Here is a 19,347-nt window from a genome sequence, read left to right as displayed (position 1 = left end):
AAGGTGATCCCCATGAGACAGAAACTTTCGAGGGCAGTCGCGCTTGCGCTGACCCTGCTAACCCTTATAAGCCTGCTGGCAGGCTGTAATTCCAAGACAAAACCGGCCGTTACCGAGTCCTCGCAAATGAATGACGCAGCCTATACCATCGGCGTGCCCTCCGGCGCTACGGCAGTGAACGCAGTGGAAAGTGCCCTGCCCAAAGCAAAGATGAAATATTACAACAGCCTGCCGGACGCCTATTTGGCAGTCCAGCAGGGCAAGGTGGATGCTTTCGCCTTTGACCGGTATCTGCTCGGCTTTGCCATTGCAAACGGCCTTGACGGCGTCAAAGTGCTCCCCGGCGACGTGGGGGCGACCGATGACGTGGCCATCGGCATCTCCAGAAAGTCCAGCATCCCCGACTTGCAGCAGAAAATCAATAACTGTCTGTCCAAACTGCGTGCCGACGGCACATTGGACGATATGTTTGAGCGCTGGGTCGTGAACGCCGACGACACCATGCCGGACATTCCTAAGCCGGAGCATTCCACTATGACGCTAAAGGTGGGTACCTCGGGTCTGGTACAACCGTTCAGTTATTACAAAGGTAACGAGCTGACAGGTTATGACCTGGAGCTGGCGGCGCGTTTAGCGCTATATCTGAACGCGGACCTTGAGATCAAGGTCTACGACTATGACGGCTTCCCCTCGGCGGCGGAGACCGGGGCTATCGACTGCATTCTGGCTAATCTCAACGCCACCCCCGAGCGCCGGGAGACCATGGATTTCTCCACACCTCTCTATCAGACCCAGACAGCCCTGCTGGTACAGGACAACGGCGGGGCGGAAAATGAGGAAAAACAGACGTCCGAAAGCGATACGCAGCGTGTACCGGTGGAATCCGCGCGCATCGGTGTGATGGAGGGCTCCACCAACGAGGTCTATGCCGAGGAACACTACCCCGACGCCAACCTGATGAGCTTTAAGAATTACGTGGACAGCACTGCGGCACTGGACGCGGGCAAGCTGGATTATGCCATGATGGACTACACCAGCGCGCTGCGTTTTATCCGCAGCAACCAAAACCTGGAGATCGCCTCCGATGCCCTGACCGATGAAAAGGTCTGCTTGGGGATCAGCAAAAACCAACCGGAGCTTGCCCAAAAGGTCAGCGCTGTGGTGGACAAGTACCTTGCCGACGGCACCATGGACGAGATCATCTCCCATTGGATCAAGCCTGACGGAAGCGATTACGACGTTGTGGAAACGCCGAAGTTGACCGGCGTGCCCAAGGTCAAGGTGGCCATCATTGCATCCCGGGAGCCGACCACGTTCCTATTGAACGGCCAATACGCAGGGCTGGATATAGAGCTAATCGACCGCGTGCTCTACGAGCTGGGCTATCAGGCCGAATATCTCGACATGGAGTTGGGTGCGGTCATCGTTGCCATAGACAGCAATAAGGCCGACATGACCCTTGGCATGTATAGCACACCAGAACGGGCGGAAAAGCTGTTGTTTACCTCGCCCTACTTCGCCAATCCCCAGGTGCTGGTGACCCGACAGGAAACTGTGACGGACACAGGTGTGCCTCAGTACACCGCCCTGAACCAGCTCTCCGGTAAGGTGGTTTCCTGCCAGACCGGCACCATTTCGGATATTTTGATTGACAGTGTGGTTCCCAATGTGACCTACAGCTATTTCAACAACCGTACCGACATGCTCGCGGCACTGGAGAACGGCAAGGTGGAGGCCATGCCGGCCGACGAACCGTTGGCCAAGCTGGCCGTGGCGCAAAACCCGGCCCTCACCATCCTGCCCGAGCGGATTGTGGAGGATCACTATGGCGTTGCGCTGCAAAAGGACAGCCCCCTGACCGCCCAGGTGAACGACGCCATCGCCCAGTTAAAGGCCGGCGGTACGCTGGAGGCGATGAAGGAAAAGTGGGGCGGCGCCGACGAGAGCGTCAAAATTCTGCCGCAGCTTGACTATCCCGGCGCGAATGGGACATTGCAGGTGGCTCACGACATCACCGCGGAGCCGATGGAGTATGTCGGCCCGGGCGGCGAATCGGTGGGCTATGATCTGGAGCTGATGCTGCGCATCGGCGAGATACTGGACCGCAAGGTGGAGTTCACCGGCGTGGACTTCTCCGGTCTGATCCCCATGCTCCAAAGCGGCAAGGCGGATGCCGCCGTGGGCTGTATGTCCATTACCGACGAGCGTAAGAAGACGGTGGATATGAGCGATTCCTACTATGACGGCGGGCTGTATTTCATCGTGCGCAAGGTCACCGGATTCTCGGTTTCCGCTTCCACTCAGACGAAAGAGAGCTTCGGGGACAGCTTGAAGGCCAGCTTTACCCGCACCTTTCTCACGGAAAACCGCTGGAAGCTGGTGCTGGACGGTCTGGAGGTCACGGTGCTCATCTCCATCTGCTCGGGACTCCTCGGCTCACTGATGGGCTTCGGCATCTGTATGCTCCGGCGCAGCAAAAAGCGTTTCGCATGCCTTCCCGCAGCGGCTTTTATCAGGCTCATCCAGGGAACGCCTATTGTGGTGCTGCTGATGATCCTCTACTACATCATTTTCGGCAAGTTGGACATTTCAGCCATTTTGGTGGCAATTTTCGGTTTTGCAGTCAACTTTGGCGTCTATGTATCCGAGATGATGCGTACCGGCATCGACGCGGTGGACAAAGGGCAGATTGAGGCAGCCCACGCCCTGGGCTTCACCAAGGTCAAGACCTTCTGGAAGATCACCTTTCCCCAGGCGGCGCGGCATTTCCTGCCTGTCTTCAAGGGCGAATTTATCTCCATGGTCAAGATGACCTCGGTAGTGGGCTATATCGCCATTCAGGATCTCACCAAGGTCAGCGACATCATCCGCAGCCGTACCCTGGAGGCCTTCTTCCCCTTGATTGCCACGGCGGTCATCTACTTCCTGGTGGCGAATGTCCTGACCATGCTGCTGTCGCGTCTGGAAATCGGGCTGGACCCCAAGCGCCGTAAACGCGCTGTGAAAGGAGTAGTGATGAAATGATTTCCATTCAACATTTGAAAAAAGCATATCCCAACGTGACGCCTTTCTTTGACGTTAACGTGGAAATCGAAAAGGGCGAGGTGATTTCCATCATCGGCCCCTCCGGCACGGGCAAGTCTACGCTGCTGCGATGCCTCAATCTGTTGGAGACGCCCACCGCCGGCGAAATCATTGTGGACGGAGAGACCATTACAAAAAAAGGCGCCGATATTTCCGCTGTCCGACGCAAAATGGGGATGGTATTCCAGTCCTTCAACCTGTTCTCTCACCTGACAGTGATCGAGAACATCATGCTGGGTCCTGTGGATTTGTTAAAGCTGTCCCGGCAGGAGGCATACGACGAGGGGATGCGCCTGCTGGCCACCGTGGGTCTCGCCGAAAAGGCGCTCAACTACCCAGACGAGTTGTCCGGCGGTCAGAAGCAGCGTGTGGCCATTGCCCGGGCGTTAGCCATGAAGCCGGAAATCATCCTCTTCGACGAGCCCACTTCGGCGCTGGACCCCACCATGGTGGGCGAGGTGCTGGCCGTCATTCGGTCCCTGGCCCAAGAGGGATTGACTATGATGATCGTCACCCACGAAATGAAATTCGCCAGGGACGTGTCCACCCGCGTTCTTTACATGGACGAGGGCGGCATCTATGAGGACGGCCCACCTGAACAGATCTTCGACGCTCCCCGGCGAGAGCGCACCCGGGTCTTTGTCAAACGGCTCAAAACCTTTGAACGGGAGATAGAATCACCTACCTTCGACTTCATTGAGGTCAGCACCGGCATTGAGGAATTCGGTCGTAAACAGCTTCTGTCCCTGCGACAGATCAACAATCTGCAGCTGGTGTTTGAGGAACTGTGCGTCCAGACCCTCCTGGGCCGGGGCGGCGAGGCGCTTCCCCTGCGGTTCTCGGCCTCGGTCTCAGAGCTGGACGGCTCCTGCGAGGCAGCGATCTTCTACAGCGGACCCTCTTTTGACCCATTTACAGAGCAGGCCAACGAGCTGTCGGTCAGGATGGTGCTTGGCTTAACCAAAGAGCATGCGTGGAGCGGGGACAGCGGTAACCATATCACCCTTATTTTATAATTCGTATTTTTCTCTTTATATTCTAACTTAATTATCATATAATAATAGTAGAATAATTTAATCAGGAGATACCCATATGATTATAAAGTCATCCACTACACTCCGGAATGATTATAATGCCATTGCAAAACTTGCCCATGAAAAAGCCGAACCGGTATACATTACGCGCAACGGTGAGGGGGATCTTGTCGTGATGAGCATTGAAGCCTTTGAGCGCCGGGAAGCCATGCTTGATCTGCGTGAAAAACTTCTTTTTGCCGAACAGCAACGTCTTGCAGGCGAGCCGACAATTTCGCTTAATGAAGCGCACAAGCGGCTGAAGGAGAAAATCAATGGAACGGTATCGCGTTGAGTTACTGCCTGCCGCCTATTTAGACTTAGATGAAATATTCGACTATATCATGGCGGAAAATCCCCATGCGGCAAACGAAATACTTGAAAGTATTATGCAGTCCCTGGAGCGTCTTGAGAATTATCCCCATTCCGGCGCGCCGCTTCTCGACCGTTCTCTTAAAAAATTTAGCTTCAGAATGGTCATTATTGACCCCTATATCGCTTTCTACCGCTTTATCGGCAATCAGGTCATTGTCTACCGCATTTTACACGGTGCCAGGAACTACTCTCGCCTTCTGAAAGATATGATAGAATAAACAGAAGAATAAATAGAAGCCATTGCACAGCTGGACTGATGCAACGGCTTTTTCATGACTGCGGTGCCATTCTCAGTAAATTGCATGAGGACCAAAAGCAGAGGGCCTTTGGAGTAGCCTGATCCCCATAACGATAAGTAAAAATTGTGTCACTATTTTAGGAAAGGAATCATATTTTTGTATTAGACAAGTACCCGGTCAAATAACTAAATTATGGAGCAGGCAAATGAACAGCCAAAATAGTGTATCAATTATTACCTGTACCCATCTCCCCTTTTATATGGACAATATATTCGCCAATTACTCCAGACAAACCTATCCTTTAAAGGAATTAATTATCATCCTGAACAACCACAGTCTAAATATTGCCGATTGGTACAGGAAAGCGAAATCATATCAGAATGTAAAAATCATCCAGGTGCCGGAAAGCTACTCTGCAGGAGCATGTTTAAACTGTGCTGTCAGGCAAACCAGTTACCCTTACATTGCTAATTTTGATCATGATGATTATTACGGTCCCAGGTATTTAAGTGAATTTATGGAAATAGCTCCTTTCAGCGATGCCGGTCTTTTGGGAAAGAAAACGCACTTTGTCTTTTTTGAAGAGGAAAAAATTCTGGCCCTGATCCATCCCGGCAGAGAAAAAAGCTATGTTGACTATATTATTGGCTGTACCCTGTTCATGAAAAAAAGCATTTTTGAAAAGGTACAGTTTGTTGATGCTGATGTTGCGGACGAACAATTTGGAGCAGATTGCACCAAAAACGGCATTAAAATTTTTGCCGTAGACAAATACAATTTTGCCTATATCCGCCGAAATGATCTTAGCCTGCATACTTACAAATTGGATAATAATCAATTCATGAAACAATATTGCCGGGTTGTCGCACAGGTCTCTGACTTTAGGCCCTGGGTAAATCTTTAGCCTCCATGTAAAAGTGTTACGCCCGGATTCCCTATGAATACTGAATGGCTTTTCATCCCTGCAGGACCATTCTCTTGATTACCGGCGGCTTGTCATCCCCGGTTGGAAAAGGTTTGCCTTACACGCCGGATTTTTTCCGGCGGTTCAGAACGCACCGGTCCGCGCCATAACGCAAAAAGCACCTGCTGCATGACACGCATTTTGCCGGTTTCCGGTCTCCTCCTTGCCAGCGGTCAATGAGATCGCTTTCACAGATCAGCGGGCGGCAAAGGGAGAGATATTCGATGGGCGTCTGATGCAGAATCCCGGTGAGCATGTCAAAATCCCGATTGCCCCCCACCAGGATCACCGGCACCTTGATTTCTTGGGCGATTTCCCCGGCATAGGCCTTGAAATAGGGTTCCTGTTCCGGAGTTACTTTTCTTAAGGGACCTTCGTTGGGACGGGACGAGGAACTGCCTCCGCTGATTTCAATGGCGTCGATTCCCAGTTCCGCCAGTTCCCGGCACAGGTATCGGCATTCGGCAAAAGTCATCCCCTGCTCCATATAATCTTCACTATTGATTTTGATCAAAACGGGATATTCGGGGCCTACCTTTTCCCGGATAGCGCGATAGGTATCTAAAATCATTCCGGCCCGATGCTCAATGCTGCCGCCATATCCGTCCCTTCTCCGGTTATAATAAGGGGTTAAAAATTTGCTTAATAGATAGCCGTGGGCGGCATGGATCTGCACGCCGTCAAAACCGGCTTGTTTGGCCCTCAAGGCCGCATCGGCAAAAGCGGTCTGGACGAAAAGAATATCCTCCCGGGTCATTTCTTGAGGGGTAATTTTGCTGCTCAAATCTTCAACGGCGCTTGGCCCCCATATCTTTTTAGCCGGGTCCCGCAGGTAAGTCTGGGAGCCCAGGCAGGCCAGCTGCAGGATAATATTGGCCTGATGCCTGTGGGTTGCTGCCGTCAGCCTCTTGTATTCCTCAATAAAGGAATCGTCGCTGATCCCCATCTGGCCGGGATAGGTCTGTTCTTCATCTGTGACAAAGGCCAGTCCGGTGATAATTGTGCCTACTCCTCCCTCTGCCAGATGCGCATAGATCCGGAACAGCTCCTCCGTCATGTGCCCGCGCTCATCCGACAGCCCATCATAGGTTGCGGAACGAATAAACCGGTTTTTCATCTTCATGCCGGCCAATTGTGTTTCATCAAATAAGGATTTCATTTTAATCATCTCCTCGCAGCGATGCTTGATCTGCCCATAATAAACCATGGGCAGGTTTAGTCTAAGAAAACATGCATTCGTACTGAGCGATCAGAAAATTTACCACGGTCGATCCCGCCACAGCAATATCTTCGGTGTGGAGATAATGATTGGCACTGGCATTAAACAGGATATTGGCGGAACCGTTCATCTCCTCGTCTTTGAGCCAGATTTTAAGGATCACGGGAAATCTGGGCAGGAAGGGAAAAATCGCGCAGACGTCGGCGCCTTCTTGCAATTGAGCCCCCAATTGGAGGCAAGCGCTTTTGATCTTCTCTACCGGTTTATCAGAAAAATGGTTGATCAGAGGATGAATGCTTCTTTTCAGAAAGGCAGGATGAAAGATATTGCCGCTTTCCGTCTCGCGAAAAGGGATCACCTCCCGGGAAAGGGGCGCATTGTCCGCCCGGGCCAGGTGGTTGAGCATAATGAGGCGCCAGGGCCAGAGGGGAGCCAGATTTGAACCGCTGAACCGGATCGTCCCCTCAGGAAATTTGATGTGCAGCTTTTGCCCCAGGCTCTCCAGCGTAAATTCGGATTTTTCGGCGTCAAATTCCGTACCGCTGTGATCGGCCATTGTTTTCGGATCTTTCGAGGCAAAGATTCTCAGCGTATGATCATACGTGTTTTGATAGGAACCCACATTTCCTCTTTCGATCATATATTCAAGCATATTCTCACCATCCTCCAGCTCAGCATTTCTTTTCATTTCATTCACCGCTGATCCGGTCTATCCTTTCATGGGCTTCTGTGCAGCAAATCTTTGCCGGCAAATTATTTGCGTGCAAACAATTGAGGTAAAATGATCCCTCACATAAGATATCTTTCTAATGACCCTTGCCGATTTGGTCCAGCATGCGCAAAAAAGTGGCAAAATCTTCTTTGTCAAACTGGTCTCTAATTTCATTATCCAGGGTCTCCGCCAAACGGCGAAATTCCTCCTGGTGCTGTTTCGCTTTTTCCCCCAGAAAAACCAGCAGGGAGCGCCGGTCTTCCGGATCATCCTCTCTGGTGACAAAGCCCGTGCGTTCCAACCGGTCCAGAATACCGGTGAGAGTCGCCCCGTCCATACTCAGTTTTTGGGCCAGTTCTTTGAATTTGACGCCATCGGCTTCCCAAAGGGAACTCAGGACATAAAACTGCACCGGTGTGATCTCCAAAGATGCCAGATTCAGCTCGTAATAACGCTGAACCCTGCGCATGGCCCGGCTTAATTTAAAACATACATAGTGTGAGGGAGAAAAAAAGGACATCAGCACACCTCAATTTATTTGTATACAAATATATTAATGTTTTTGGGTGTGATTGTCAAAAAAATCTTTAAAAGGCTTATTGCGGTAACTGAATTCGGGTTGATCGCAGGATCATGTCAAGGGACCTGTCCCCTTGACATGCCCATGACATGGAGAGGGGCACCATCCTTTGGAGTGTTTGGTTTAGTCGCTTAAAAAAGATGATGCTCCCTTTTTATTCTGTCAAATTTTTTGCAATGCCATTTTACTGTCATCTACAGCGATGATGCCGCTAATAACCATAGGCACTAATAAGAGCTACTTGACAATCGCCGCGAACAATAACATTTAAATATTGTTCTTCTGCATTAGATCTACTTCCTTTATAGCATAGGGTTTCTGAAGCTGTTACACTTTCTGTATCATGAGAATACGCGGAAGAAATGATGGCTTTTGAATCTATTGCTTTTGAGGAATCATTGGCCGCAATTAAATTTATGTCATTCATTGGTTCGTCTGAATTTGATAGCACTTTTGGTACTATCGAGTTTTCCAAGGCATAATGCGGGTTTGATTTGAGCTTATGATAACTTTTAACTTGCATTTGCACTTTTAGGATTACACCAGCTATGGGATCTGCTTTAGTCCCATAATTTATAGGATTGCTGGCAGTAACATTACAAGTAAGATAGTATTCGGGGTTAGCAAAGATATCTCTTGGTGAAATAGTTGCTTCAGCTAAATATTGACCCGCAGAGTTAAATTGACCGTGGCAATTATAAGAGACATAGAAGGTCATTCCTGCTATAATATCTTCATTTACATTTCGAAAGTTAAATCCAAATGGCCCATACTTCCTTGCGACAAAACCTTCCATATCGGACCATTTTGCGTTTTGAGGCAGTACAGATACTGAAATCAGATTTAAAGATATATTTGAAGCTATCTGTTTAATATGTTTTCTTTGTGCAAATTTTGCTTTAAAAGAATCACCAGTAGCAAACTTTTGATTTTTTATCTTGTCCAATTTATTAATACTCCTTAAAATAAAATTTTTGTGTGAATAAAGAGTTGCATTTTGACACTATGTAAGGAATTTTAGTGCAGCATATAATGTATCTTATGAGAAAAATGGCTAAAATGTGATTAAACCAAAAAGCCTGAGAATTTCCCTGCATGCTTTTGATCTTTGAGTTAAGAAGAAAATGCTAGAAGAAAAGAATGTTATTACCTAACTTCTCAAATTTTTTTGAAAGAAGTCGAATGCATTCAATCGATTTCTTTTGTTTTATGTATTAAAATATTTCAAAATGAAATACTATGGGATATTTTAAGGCAATACTTTGAGAGGCAAACTTCAGAGGTGTGATAAAAATGACAAAAAATGAGATACTCGCAATACTTTGCGATTTAGGTAACGAAAAACGAAAACAGATGTATATAAAGAACGGCGCAGGTGAAAATACTTACGGCGTTTTACTGGGGGAACTACGGAAACTGGCCAATCAATTAAAGACAAATCATGAATTGGCATTAGAGCTTTGGCAGAGCGGAAACACGGATGCCCAATGGCTTTCCTGTATGCTGTCCGACACCAAAAAACTAACGTTGGATGAAGTACGAAGTATGGTTTCTCCATTGACGTATCCTGATATGATTGATAAGTTCGTCTGTGAAGTTGTCAGCCGTCACAAAGATGCGGATATTCTTGCGGAAGAATGGTCGGCCTCGGGTAAGGATAACTTAGGACGAGCAGGCTGGAACCTGATTGTTCATAAAATTTCCGGCGGTAAATTGACGAATAATGCGCTGGAAGAGCTCCTTACAACGATTGAAGCCGAATTGCAAACTGCTACCCCAGGGAAACAATGGGCAATGAATCACGCTTTGTGTGAAATAGGGATACGCTATCCGCAATTTACGGAGCGGTGTATCGCCCTTGGTAAAACTTTAGGGGTGTACCGGGATTTGAAAGTGTCGAAAGGTTGTACTTCCGCCTACGCTCCGGATTGGATTGCGGCAGGTATAAAGAAAAGAAAAAATTAAACTTTATACCCAAATATAAAAAGAAATTCTTATCATAGAATATGGTAGAAAATTGTCAGAAACCTATCAGATAATTGTCAAAAGCCTACTAAATATCTCAGGTTCAGACAGAAAAAACGGCTTGATGATCGCAATCAAGCCATTTTTGTAGATTATTCCAAAGCCATATTGATGCAGTACCCTTCTATATTCAACACACATAAATATATCATGATATGGCTATACCGTTTCTCATTACTTAATAAAGATCAGCAGCATCTTAAACCGTTCTTTTGCTGCCAAAGCATGCGGCACATTGGCCGGCATGACTACAGATTCCCCTTTTTTGACGGTGAGGGTTTTCTCACCGATTGTGATCTCCGCAGCCCCGTCCAGGATCTGTAACAGGGCGTCCCCCGGAGCGCTGTGAGCGTTAATCGCGTCCCCCTGGGCCCCTTGGTCTATAGCAAACAATATAATGTTGATATTGGGCAATTGGGCAATCGTCAGGCTAACCAACTGTCCGCTTTGATACTCCACCAAACTTTCCAGGCTCACGCTCTCCGCATGGGGAATATTCATGATAAACTGGTTTTTCTCCAAATTGGCTCAGTCCTTTCTTGCGTTTTAAAGTATTATGCGCCGCGTGCCAGTTGGTGTTCTATTACTTTCTTGTAAACGTCATCCCAAGTTTTACAAGGAATAATGTTCAGATCGCTTTTAGGGTAATCCGTTTGACCATACAAAAAAATGGTTCCCTTATAACTGCTTGGTAAATAGTTGAAAATATCAAGGGTATCGTCAATGGAACCGATTACTTGAGGATAGAGATATGCTAATGTATCTGCTTTCCATTTCATTCCGTCTTCAAGCTTTAAATTGTTAGGCCTGGTTATCACCGGTTCATCGGGAAAGCCATGTTTCGCGAGCCATCTCTTTGTAGCATCTCTGACTGATGTCTGTCTTAAAGTAAGGTAACCCACTACAGGGATAACATGATTTATTTTCTCAACCGCTTTATCGGAACCTTCCATGATCGGATACTCTTCCGTCATTTCTTCCGATTCCAGGGCTTGAATCCCCCACTTTCGAACTTCTTCAACATTCCAAAAGGGAATATCACGAGCATTCATTCTTTCGCATAATTCTTCAACAGATAGATTCTGGGGATTTCCATAAAGCTTCGCAAGTTCGCCGGCCATGTAATAGACTGTCCATGAAAGTGTCTCATCAAGGTCTATTACTAATCCTTTCGTTCCTTTGTCCTTCAGTTGTTTCTTGAAAGCAGCGATGTCAGCGTTCATTTGCTCCGTCCTTTCTTCCGGGATTCTTGGACTCGAAAATATCGTCTCAGCACCTTACAGTATTTCTACATACCCTTCCGCTCCGTTTACCCGGATCCGCTGTCCGTCTTTAATGAACCTGGTAGCGTTTTCCACGCCTACAACCGCAGGCAGGCCGTATTCTCTGGCAATTACAGCACCGTGGGTCATCATCCCGCCAACTTCTGTCACCAAGCCTTTGATCGAGACAAATACCGGCGTCCAACTTGGGTCGGTAAATACGGTGACCAAAATATCGCCCTCCTCTATGTCGGCATCCTCCATTCTTAAAATGACCCGTGCCCGGCCTTCAATAGTTCCGGATGAAACGGGTATACCCGCCAAAGCACCTTTCGGGATGCTGCCGGTATCGTATTCACCGGATATAATCTCGCCCTCGGACGTCATTATCCGCGGTGGCGTCAGCTTCTCATAGACCTCGTATTCCTCTTTTCGCTTCGTTATGATGCCGTAATCCAGCCGGTTTGTACGAACGACCTCCCGGAGTTCCTCAAAAGATAGATAGTAGATATCCTCCTTTTCCCGGATAACCCCCTTTTGCACGAGCTTAACGGCTTCCTTCAGCAGGGCTTGCTTGATGACCCAGTAATACCCGACCATGATATATTTCGGGTATTCCCGAAAGCCGGTGAAATTGCGCAAACGGCTAATCATCTTCCTCGTCTTTTTGGCCTTTTGTTTTCCACCGGGCAACTGTTCCAAACGGTTGAGGAGATCCTGTTCCTTCTGCTTAGCTTCCAGCAGGCCCTGCTCAAATATAGTGTTATGAGCATTCGGCTCAAAGTTCTTGATGTTGCTGAAAATCATGGGGACGAGCACGGTCGGCTGTTCGCTGAAGCGGGGCCTGGTGATATCGATCTCACCGGAGCAACGCATGCCGTATTTTTCAAGATACGCTCGTATGGATTTGCTGACAGCATTGCCGCCTTCCAACTTGGCCAAATCCTCAAAAAAAGTCACATTATTGGCCTGTTGGAAATACTCCATCACTGCGGGATATTGCCGGACGACGTCTGCTACATCCAACAGCGCTAGCCCCATTTCCGATGTGACATTGTTGGGTACCGATTGGGAAAGCGAATCTGCTGCACTCTTTTCGCCCAGCCATTTTTCCATTTTCTTATTAATCCAACTCACTGCATATATCCCGACATAAACCGTTCCCATGCCTTTATACATAGCTTCTTTTAATTGCTTATGAGCTTCTATAATGAAGGCAAACAGTTCGTCCCCGGACAGGCTTGCAATCCTTTGCTGCAGATCTCTAATAGACGCTTCATTCTGGGACATTAGAGTCTGAACGATGGCTGTATCGTTGCTGCGGTATATCTTGATAAACTGAACGGGCAGCTCCCATGAGAAATACCCGGAACCCATACTGAAGGCTTTTTTACCGCGCGACAATGATTTCATAAAGGCTTTTCGCTTCATTATGCTCTTGATCGCGTTATGCATGAGAGGGTCCATTTTGCCCGCAGCCATGACTACGATCTTTTGTCCCGTGGGAGAAGCCAAATCGTGCGCGATATCGAAGAACAACCTTCCGCCGACTTGAATCAGGGGAAACTCGTCAGACAATAGCTGAAAAAAAGATACCCCCAATGGTTTCATGGCATCGGTCATCATCTGTTGATGGCTGAAAGACATATACACATGGTTTTTCCCATCCTGCACGTCCGGTATGGGGTATAAGGTAGTGATGGGACGGCTCTGGACGATAAAGAATTTATTCTCGTACAGGCACCATTCGATATCCTGGGGGCGGCTAAAATAGGCTTCAATCCGTCTGCCTGTTTTCTCAAGCTCCAAAATCTGCTCGTCTGTCAGCGTCTGCCTATTCTGATGTTCAGCCTCAATCTTCTTCTCCTCAGTTCCACCTTCTTTTAAGGCATAGATAGCCAGCTTCTTAGCGGATATCTTCTTATCAATGATTCTGCCGTCACGTACCTTATAGTTATCTGCGTTTACCAGGCCGGAGACCAGAGCCTCGCCCAGCCCAAAGCTGGCGTCGATGGATGCAACCTTCCTGTTGGACGTGACTGGATCGGCCGTAAACATGATCCCCGCCGCCTCTGGGAAAACCATCCTCTGGATGACCACAGACAACTGGACCTTGTTGTGGTCGAAATTGTTCTGCATGCGGTAGATCACTGCCCGGTCCGTAAAAAGCGATGCCCAGCACTTGCTGATGTGCCTGAGGATCGCTTCCTTTCCGATAATATTTAAATACGTATCCTGCTGTCCCGCAAAGGAGGCCGTCGGCAGATCCTCCGCCGTGGCACTGGAACGCACGGCATAGGCATTTTTTTCACCAAGCTGTTCAAGATGACGGGTAATCTCCTGATCGATGCCTTTCGGAATAGCGATTCCTTCGATGACCTTGCGGATTTTCGCGCTGATTTCACCAATACCTTCCCTGTTGTCCGCTTTTAGAAGGGACAACTGTTTCAGCAGTGAATTAAACTCCTCGTTATTCCCAATCATTTCTTTATACGCATCGGTAGTGACGCAAAAGCCCTCCGGCACTTGTATTCCTTCAATCCTGGATAGTTCCCCCAGGTTGGCGCCTTTGCCCCCGACCGTCGCAAGCTTTGTTTGATCGATTTCCCGAAAACCAAGTACATATGAATTCATACATATTCTCCTTTCTATTTATTTTGGATGTCAAACCGGCCAGGTAATCATATCTGTCAATCCTTAGACACTGCAACGCCTTCCTTGATAATCTTGATAGCATCGCTCAGAATCTTTAAATACCTTTCCTTGTCTGAACCGTTCCTGAAATACTCATTTAAATTGAATGTGGAAATCATATTGATCACAAGTTCGGAATCAACTTCCGGTTTGATAAGACCGCGCTCTTTATCATGTTCAAGCATTTTTACATATCTATCAGTGGATGATTTACGGATTTTCTTAATAAATTCACTGTTATCTATCTCCATCAGCATCGCTGCCTCGACATATCCCGGTTTTACTTTTCCTCGTTCCAGGAATTCTCTGGTTCTATGCATAATCACTTCAAAAACGTCTGCATCCGGATCCATTCCTTTCACGTTACTGAGAATTTCTGTCTTTTCTTTTCCAACTACTTCTATCATATAGAGATAGAGGTCTTCTTTGTTGTCAAAATATTGATAGAAACTGCCCTTAGGTATACCTGCATTCTTGATGATCTGGTTAAGGGATGCCTCGCTGAACCTCCGGGTTGAGAACTCCTGCAGGGCAGCGTCGAATATGCGGCCTTTCTTTTCATCACTTAAATTGTAAAAGGTATTTTTGGGCATTGCTTTTACCTCCTATAGTGTGACCAGGCAGTCGTATTATTAGCAAAAAAAAATCCTTCATTTGCGACTACCTGGTCATATGATGATTTTATTATACGACCACCTAGTCGCATTTGTCAAGAGATCGAATGTCATGAGAATGTCAAGGGGAATGTCAAGGGGACAGGTCCCTTGACATAATTCTATTATATGATTCAATGTATGTTTAAAATACTCCTTAAAATATTTATATTTCCATACTTAGAATTTTTCAATATTGTAGTACTTATGTTGATAAGCCTATCCCCTTTATTAAAATGTCATCAACAATTTTTCTTAAAGGGCATAAATTTAATGTCAAGGGACCTGTCCCCTTGACACCCTTTAAATTTAATGTCAAGGGACCTGTCCCCTTGACACCCTTGACATGCGACTGTCTCCATGACATGCCGGGGTAATGTTAACCGACCAATGTCAATGGAGCTGTCCCCGTGACAACTTTGACATCCGTGACATGAGAAGGATGTAGATGAGGTCGAAGATGAAGGTGGCGACGGCCAGCATGGTAATCAGGGGAGACGGGAAGTAGAGGATAAAAGCCACAGCCGGCAGCAGGCTGCCGATCATTTTAAAAACCCCAATGGATATTGACTGGCCGGACAAATTGCCCCGCCTGAAAAATAAGGAAACAAACAAGACGGACATCATCAAATTCTGGGAGAAAGCAGCATATTTCCCTTCGAAATCTTGGAATTCATAGCTGGCCGCCAGAATGATCAAAAAGCTTAAAACCAGAGTGAGCACAAAACTTGGCAAAAAATACTTTAGCGGTAAGTATTTCTTAAAATCCTTTCCCCCAAAGAGCAGGTATTGCATCAAAATAACCGCATCCAGGGAAAACCAGATCATGTTGATCACCGCTTGGAGCTCATTGTACCGGTAAATAAAGGAGAAGATGAACTCCCAGGAAATATTGGCACAGATTGCCGCCATGGGCATCCCGTACGTCCTGTCCTGAAACCCCCGTTTAATAATGAGCACATAGGTTAGGATCCAGAAGAATCCCGTACCCAATTGCAGAAACATCATCACATTGTTTTCCGGGAACATTTCCATCCCCCGCTTGCATCAGATTTGGCTTAGTTTATATATATTGCTTGGGAGCCCCAAAAAGGATCTTTCTTTTAAAACTTTTTACCTATTTATACCCTTTATCCCGGCTAATTTTTTGATTTCCGGCATGGGCTGCATTTCCCTTTTCCTCCCCTGGCAATAAAACCGGGGATTTGTTATAATCGTTTAAGCCCTATTCCCCCGGATGCTGGGATTACGGAAAACGGCAGGAACGGCAAAAAAGGAGTTGATCGGCCATCCGCCAGATACATGCACATTTAAACCGGCAGCAACTGAATATCGTCAGCAACCCCTGCGGACAGCTGCTCATTGTCAGTGGACCGGGCACAGGAAAAACGGGTACCCTGGTAAGTTTGATTTCCGAGATCCTCTTGTCCGGCCAGGCAAAGGCGGAGCAGATCATGGCGGTCACTTTCACCAACCGGGCTGCCGGTGAAATGCGGGAAAGAATTAAAAATAATGTGGGGGAAAAGGTATATGTGGCGACCCTGCACAGCTTTGCCGCCCAGGTTCTCCGTAACTACCCGCCGCCGGGCTTTACGGCGGATTTCCGTATTATTGACGAATCCCATCAGTATGCCCTGGTGAATCAGATCAAGAAAGAACTAAACCAGCAGGATCATCCGGCTTACATCATTGAGAAATTAACGCTGGCGTGCAATCTGCGCAGCCGGGAAATTCTGGAGGAACTCCATTTACAGGATTTCTACCGGCAGTATTGTGCTTATAAGCGGCAGAACAATGCCCTGGATTACGACGACCTGCTCCTCTGGTGTGCTTTTGTTTTTGAAAAATACGGGGAGGCCTTGGATCATTACCGGAACCGGTTTTCCTTTTTGCTGGTTGATGAATACCAGGATATTAATCCGGTGCAGCACGCCATTCTGAAATCGCTGGCCCGGGACCGGGGAAACATCGTGGCTGTAGGGGATTTTGACCAGGCGATTTATGGCTTCCGGGGCGCGGATGTCAATATTATGCTGAACTTTCAGCGTGATTTTCCTAACTGCAAAACATATTTTCTGGAGCAAAACTACCGTTCCACTCAGGAGATCGTTGCCGCGGCCAACCGACTGATCCGGAATAATCAAAATCGCCGGGAAAAACCTCTCTGGACCGCCCGGGAGGCCGGCAACCCTATTATGGTCCTGTCTTTCGCCAATGCGGAGGAGGAAGCCTGCCAGGTGGTGGACGTGATCAGGGAAGGTGTGCAAGGCGGCAAGAAATACGGGGACTTTGCCGTCCTGTACAGAATTAATATTTTAAGCCGGGTCTATGAAGAAGTGTTTTCCTCTCTGGGCATTCCCTATCAAGTATTTGGCGGACCTGGGTTCTTTCAGAGAAACGAAATCCAAAATATTTTGTCCTTTTACCGGCTGTGCCAAAATCCGGAGGATCAGAGAGCGCTGGCGAAAGCCGCCTCCCTGGTGGCGATGATACATGGGGATGATCCGAAAAAGGCGGGCTTGGTGATGGGGAAAGCCGGCAGGAAGCCTGACCCTGTCTGGGCAGATCAATCTCTGCACGCCCTCCGGCCTGTACTGGAAAAACTACGTCAGCTCAATAATTTGGAGGAAATCTATGATTTGGTTCTTGATCATACCGGGTACCTGGATTATCTGAAACAGAACCGGAGCACGGAAGGACTGCGCCGCCTGGAAAATGTGGAAGAATTGCGCTCCACCTTAGTTCAGTTCGGGCAGACCGGCAAATCCCTGGATGATTTTCTTTTGCTGGTGGATCAGGTGCATGCGGAAAAAAGCCTTGATACGGTTAAGCTGATGACCAGCCATGCCGCCAAAGGGATGGAATTTGATACGGTGTTTATCGTGGAAGCGGAGGAGGGCATGTTTCCCCATTACAATGCGGAAACAGAGGCCCAGCAAGAGGAAGAACGCCGTTTGTTTTATGTTTCCCTGACCCGAGCCAAAAACAATCTTTTCATTTTACACACCCGGACGCGGATCAGTAAAGGAAAAACCATCAGAGTGACGCCCAGCCCTTTTATTCAGGAGCTGGATTTGTCCGGACCCGGTCAAGAGCAAAAAAAGAAACCGGGCAAAAGGCTTTTTGCGCACCAGAATCCATTTGATGCCGCCGCACCGCAGCTGAGAAAAGACGACGTCTGTGCAGGCTTGCTTGTGCATCATGCCTTCTTTGGCAAAGGCGTGATCACGGAAATCCGGGAACTACCCCATTATACCGAATTGACAGTCGCCTTCAGGGATGAGACACGGAAAATTATCTTGGAGTACGCACCGTTGACCTGTTATCAGGATCCCGATTTCATCTAACCCAATAACAGCTGTTCTTGACGGCAAGAAGCAGTCTTTTGATATCCTCTAAATGGACATCGCCAATATTGCCGATGCGGAAGGTGTCCGCATGAGATATTTTCCCCGGATAAATGACAAATCCCTGTTCTTTGAGGGTCTGATAAAAAACGGTAAAGCGGAAATCCGGGTGGTCCGGAAAATAGAATGAGGTAATAATGGGGGATTGGATAGACGGATCAAGCAAGACCTGGAATCCCAGTTCCGCCATACCCTCTGCCAAACAGCGCTGATTCTCCCGATACCTTTGGCTCCTGGCCGGAATGCCTCCCTCTTCTTCCAGCTCCAGCAAAGCCTGATAAAAAGCGCGCACGACATGGGTGGGAGAAGTATATCTCCATTTTCCCCCGTGCTTTTCCATGGTCTCCCACTGGTCATAAAGATCCAGGGATAAGGACCGGGCCCGGCGCCCGCATTTTAAAAGCTCCCTTGTCCTGGCAATGATCAGGCCAAAGCCGGGAACGCCCTGAAGGCATTTGTTGGCACTGCTGATCAAAAAATCGATGTTCAAGGCGGAAATATCCATCTCCATGCCGCCAAAACTGCTCATGGCATCGACGATAAATACCTTGTCATGCTTTTTGACGATTTCACCTATGTCCGCAATGGGATTGAGGATCCCTGTAGTTGTCTCACAGTGAACAACCGCCACATGGGTGACGGCCTGATCCCGGGCAAGCATTTCCTCAAGTTTGTCAAGGCTGGGCAGGGAAGTTTCCCCGCTATCCTGGATCACCGTGGCGATCCCTAAAACTTGGGCAATTTGGGCGATCCTGCTCCCGTATGCTCCGTTTGCCAACACCAAAAGCTTTCCCTCCCTCGGCACAGCGCTTCCGATCACAGCCTCGACGGAAAAGGTGCCGCTTCCCTGCATCAGGACAGCAGTATATTCCGGGACATGCTTTGTGGCCAATTTCACAAGCCTAGCGCGGATCTCTTGCACCAGATTATTGTAGTCACTATCCCAGGTACACCAGTCCCGGAGCATGGCCCCTTTCACCGTTTTGGTGGTGGATAAAGGTCCGGGAGTGAGTAATAAATAAGGATTATCCGGCAGATCATTCATATTCATTTGTATATC

The 19,347-nt window shown here is 48.0% G+C and carries 16 protein-coding genes and 1 pseudogene; 7 read left to right on the top strand and 10 right to left on the bottom strand.

From position 1 onward, the window contains the following. The first annotated feature begins 12 nt into the window (after positions 1–12). The 5 genes and pseudogenes from DCMF_RS19605 (at position 13) to DCMF_RS19585 (ending at position 5,675) form a co-directional block, all read left to right on the top strand. On the top strand, positions 13–3,024 hold the full coding sequence (locus DCMF_RS19605) for an ABC transporter permease subunit (protein WP_214658744.1): 3,012 nt from the start codon (positions 13–15) through the stop codon (positions 3,022–3,024). Further along, a pseudogene (locus tag DCMF_RS19600) lies at positions 3,021–3,737 on the top strand (amino acid ABC transporter ATP-binding protein); the annotation flags it as partial. The gene DCMF_RS19605 and the pseudogene DCMF_RS19600, both read left to right, overlap by 4 nt. Before the next feature lie 439 nt (positions 3,738–4,176). Beyond that, entirely contained in the window at positions 4,177–4,452 is a 276-nt protein-coding gene (locus DCMF_RS19595) for a type II toxin-antitoxin system Phd/YefM family antitoxin (protein WP_148135985.1), read from the top strand. After that, positions 4,433–4,750, top strand: a complete 318-nt coding sequence (locus DCMF_RS19590) for a type II toxin-antitoxin system RelE/ParE family toxin (RefSeq protein ID WP_148135984.1) — start codon at positions 4,433–4,435, stop codon at positions 4,748–4,750. The genes DCMF_RS19595 and DCMF_RS19590 overlap by 20 nt, the downstream gene beginning before the upstream one ends. 226 nt (positions 4,751–4,976) lie before the next feature. After that, positions 4,977–5,675, top strand: coding sequence for a glycosyltransferase family 2 protein (locus tag DCMF_RS19585; RefSeq protein WP_148135983.1), 699 nt, complete (start codon positions 4,977–4,979; stop codon positions 5,673–5,675). Positions 5,676–5,793: 118 nt separating this feature from the next. Here DCMF_RS19585 and DCMF_RS19580 read toward each other — a convergent pair whose 3' ends face one another. The 4 genes from DCMF_RS19580 to DCMF_RS19565 form a co-directional block, all read right to left on the bottom strand. Continuing rightward, a complete protein-coding gene (locus DCMF_RS19580) occupies positions 5,794–6,894 on the bottom strand; it encodes an NADH:flavin oxidoreductase (RefSeq protein ID WP_148135982.1) in 1,101 nt (366 codons plus the stop codon). A gap of 61 nt (positions 6,895–6,955) precedes the next feature. Next, positions 6,956–7,642, bottom strand: coding sequence for a DUF3786 domain-containing protein (locus DCMF_RS19575; protein WP_148135981.1), 687 nt, complete (start codon positions 7,640–7,642; stop codon positions 6,956–6,958). Between the two features lie 118 nt (positions 7,643–7,760). Then, the gene (locus DCMF_RS19570; protein ID WP_148135980.1) at positions 7,761–8,186 is read right to left on the bottom strand and encodes a MarR family winged helix-turn-helix transcriptional regulator; all 426 of its coding nucleotides are present in this window, start codon (positions 8,184–8,186) and stop codon (positions 7,761–7,763) included. Between the two features lie 271 nt (positions 8,187–8,457). Continuing rightward, complete coding sequence (locus DCMF_RS19565; protein WP_148135979.1) at positions 8,458–9,192, bottom strand: hypothetical protein; 735 nt, start codon at positions 9,190–9,192, stop codon at positions 8,458–8,460. Between the two features lie 347 nt (positions 9,193–9,539). On the opposite strand from DCMF_RS19565, the gene DCMF_RS19560 reads away from it, so the two are divergent. Beyond that, on the top strand, positions 9,540–10,211 hold the full coding sequence (locus DCMF_RS19560; protein WP_148135978.1) for a DNA alkylation repair protein: 672 nt from the start codon (positions 9,540–9,542) through the stop codon (positions 10,209–10,211). A 234-nt stretch (positions 10,212–10,445) separates the two neighbouring features. On the opposite strand, the gene DCMF_RS19555 is transcribed toward DCMF_RS19560, so the two are convergent. The 5 genes from DCMF_RS19555 to DCMF_RS19535 all read right to left on the bottom strand — a co-directional run bounded on the left by DCMF_RS19555 (position 10,446) and on the right by DCMF_RS19535 (position 15,909). Continuing rightward, the gene (locus tag DCMF_RS19555; RefSeq protein WP_148135977.1) at positions 10,446–10,793 is read right to left on the bottom strand and encodes a cupin domain-containing protein; all 348 of its coding nucleotides are present in this window, start codon (positions 10,791–10,793) and stop codon (positions 10,446–10,448) included. A gap of 32 nt (positions 10,794–10,825) precedes the next feature. Beyond that, positions 10,826–11,494 (bottom strand): hypothetical protein, encoded by a 669-nt coding sequence (locus tag DCMF_RS19550; protein WP_236860070.1) that lies wholly within the window; start codon positions 11,492–11,494, stop codon positions 10,826–10,828. Positions 11,495–11,548: 54 nt separating this feature from the next. Then, positions 11,549–14,167: a phosphoenolpyruvate synthase gene (gene ppsA, locus DCMF_RS19545; RefSeq protein WP_148135976.1), complete on the bottom strand. Its 2,619-nt coding sequence runs from the start codon at positions 14,165–14,167 to the stop codon at positions 11,549–11,551. Between the two features lie 56 nt (positions 14,168–14,223). Further along, the gene (locus DCMF_RS19540; RefSeq protein WP_148135975.1) at positions 14,224–14,820 is read right to left on the bottom strand and encodes a TetR/AcrR family transcriptional regulator; all 597 of its coding nucleotides are present in this window, start codon (positions 14,818–14,820) and stop codon (positions 14,224–14,226) included. 453 nt (positions 14,821–15,273) lie between these two features. Further along, a complete protein-coding gene (locus DCMF_RS19535; RefSeq protein WP_148135974.1) occupies positions 15,274–15,909 on the bottom strand; it encodes a transmembrane-type terpene cyclase in 636 nt (211 codons plus the stop codon). Positions 15,910–16,169: 260 nt separating this feature from the next. Between DCMF_RS19535 and DCMF_RS19530 the strand changes: the two genes are divergently transcribed. Continuing rightward, on the top strand, positions 16,170–18,227 hold the full coding sequence (locus DCMF_RS19530) for an ATP-dependent helicase (RefSeq protein ID WP_335582437.1): 2,058 nt from the start codon (positions 16,170–16,172) through the stop codon (positions 18,225–18,227). Here the strand turns inward: DCMF_RS19530 and phnW are convergent. After that, positions 18,220–19,338: a 2-aminoethylphosphonate--pyruvate transaminase gene (gene phnW, locus DCMF_RS19525; RefSeq protein ID WP_148135972.1), complete on the bottom strand. Its 1,119-nt coding sequence runs from the start codon at positions 19,336–19,338 to the stop codon at positions 18,220–18,222. The genes DCMF_RS19530 and phnW overlap by 8 nt on opposite strands. Positions 19,339–19,347 lie beyond the last annotated feature (9 nt).

It is taken from the genome of Candidatus Formimonas warabiya (assembly GCF_002777255.1).
GTDB classification, from domain to species: domain Bacteria; phylum Bacillota; class Dehalobacteriia; order Dehalobacteriales; family Dehalobacteriaceae; genus Formimonas; species Formimonas warabiya.
The sequence above is the reverse complement of the archived record's forward strand: the minus strand, read 5'-3'. Positions and strand labels throughout refer to the sequence as shown.

Bases quoted from the DNA above. Each gene is read 5' to 3' on its own strand.
- DCMF_RS19605 (WP_214658744.1), top strand. From the start codon at position 13: ATGAGACAGAAACTTTCGAGGGCAGTCGCGCTTGCGCTGACCCTGCTA.
- DCMF_RS19595 (WP_148135985.1), top strand. From the start codon at position 4,177: ATGATTATAAAGTCATCCACTACACTCCGGAATGATTATAATGCCATT.
- DCMF_RS19590 (WP_148135984.1), top strand. From the start codon at position 4,433: ATGGAACGGTATCGCGTTGAGTTACTGCCTGCCGCCTATTTAGACTTA.
- DCMF_RS19585 (WP_148135983.1), top strand. From the start codon at position 4,977: ATGAACAGCCAAAATAGTGTATCAATTATTACCTGTACCCATCTCCCC.
- DCMF_RS19580 (WP_148135982.1), bottom strand. From the start codon at position 6,894: ATGAAATCCTTATTTGATGAAACACAATTGGCCGGCATGAAGATGAAA.
- DCMF_RS19575 (WP_148135981.1), bottom strand. From the start codon at position 7,642: ATGAAAAGAAATGCTGAGCTGGAGGATGGTGAGAATATGCTTGAATAT.
- DCMF_RS19570 (WP_148135980.1), bottom strand. From the start codon at position 8,186: ATGTCCTTTTTTTCTCCCTCACACTATGTATGTTTTAAATTAAGCCGG.
- DCMF_RS19560 (WP_148135978.1), top strand. From the start codon at position 9,540: ATGACAAAAAATGAGATACTCGCAATACTTTGCGATTTAGGTAACGAA.
- DCMF_RS19550 (WP_236860070.1), bottom strand. From the start codon at position 11,494: ATGAACGCTGACATCGCTGCTTTCAAGAAACAACTGAAGGACAAAGGA.
- ppsA (WP_148135976.1), bottom strand. From the start codon at position 14,167: ATGAATTCATATGTACTTGGTTTTCGGGAAATCGATCAAACAAAGCTT.
- DCMF_RS19540 (WP_148135975.1), bottom strand. From the start codon at position 14,820: ATGCCCAAAAATACCTTTTACAATTTAAGTGATGAAAAGAAAGGCCGC.
- DCMF_RS19535 (WP_148135974.1), bottom strand. From the start codon at position 15,909: ATGTTCCCGGAAAACAATGTGATGATGTTTCTGCAATTGGGTACGGGA.
- phnW (WP_148135972.1), bottom strand. From the start codon at position 19,338: ATGAATATGAATGATCTGCCGGATAATCCTTATTTATTACTCACTCCC.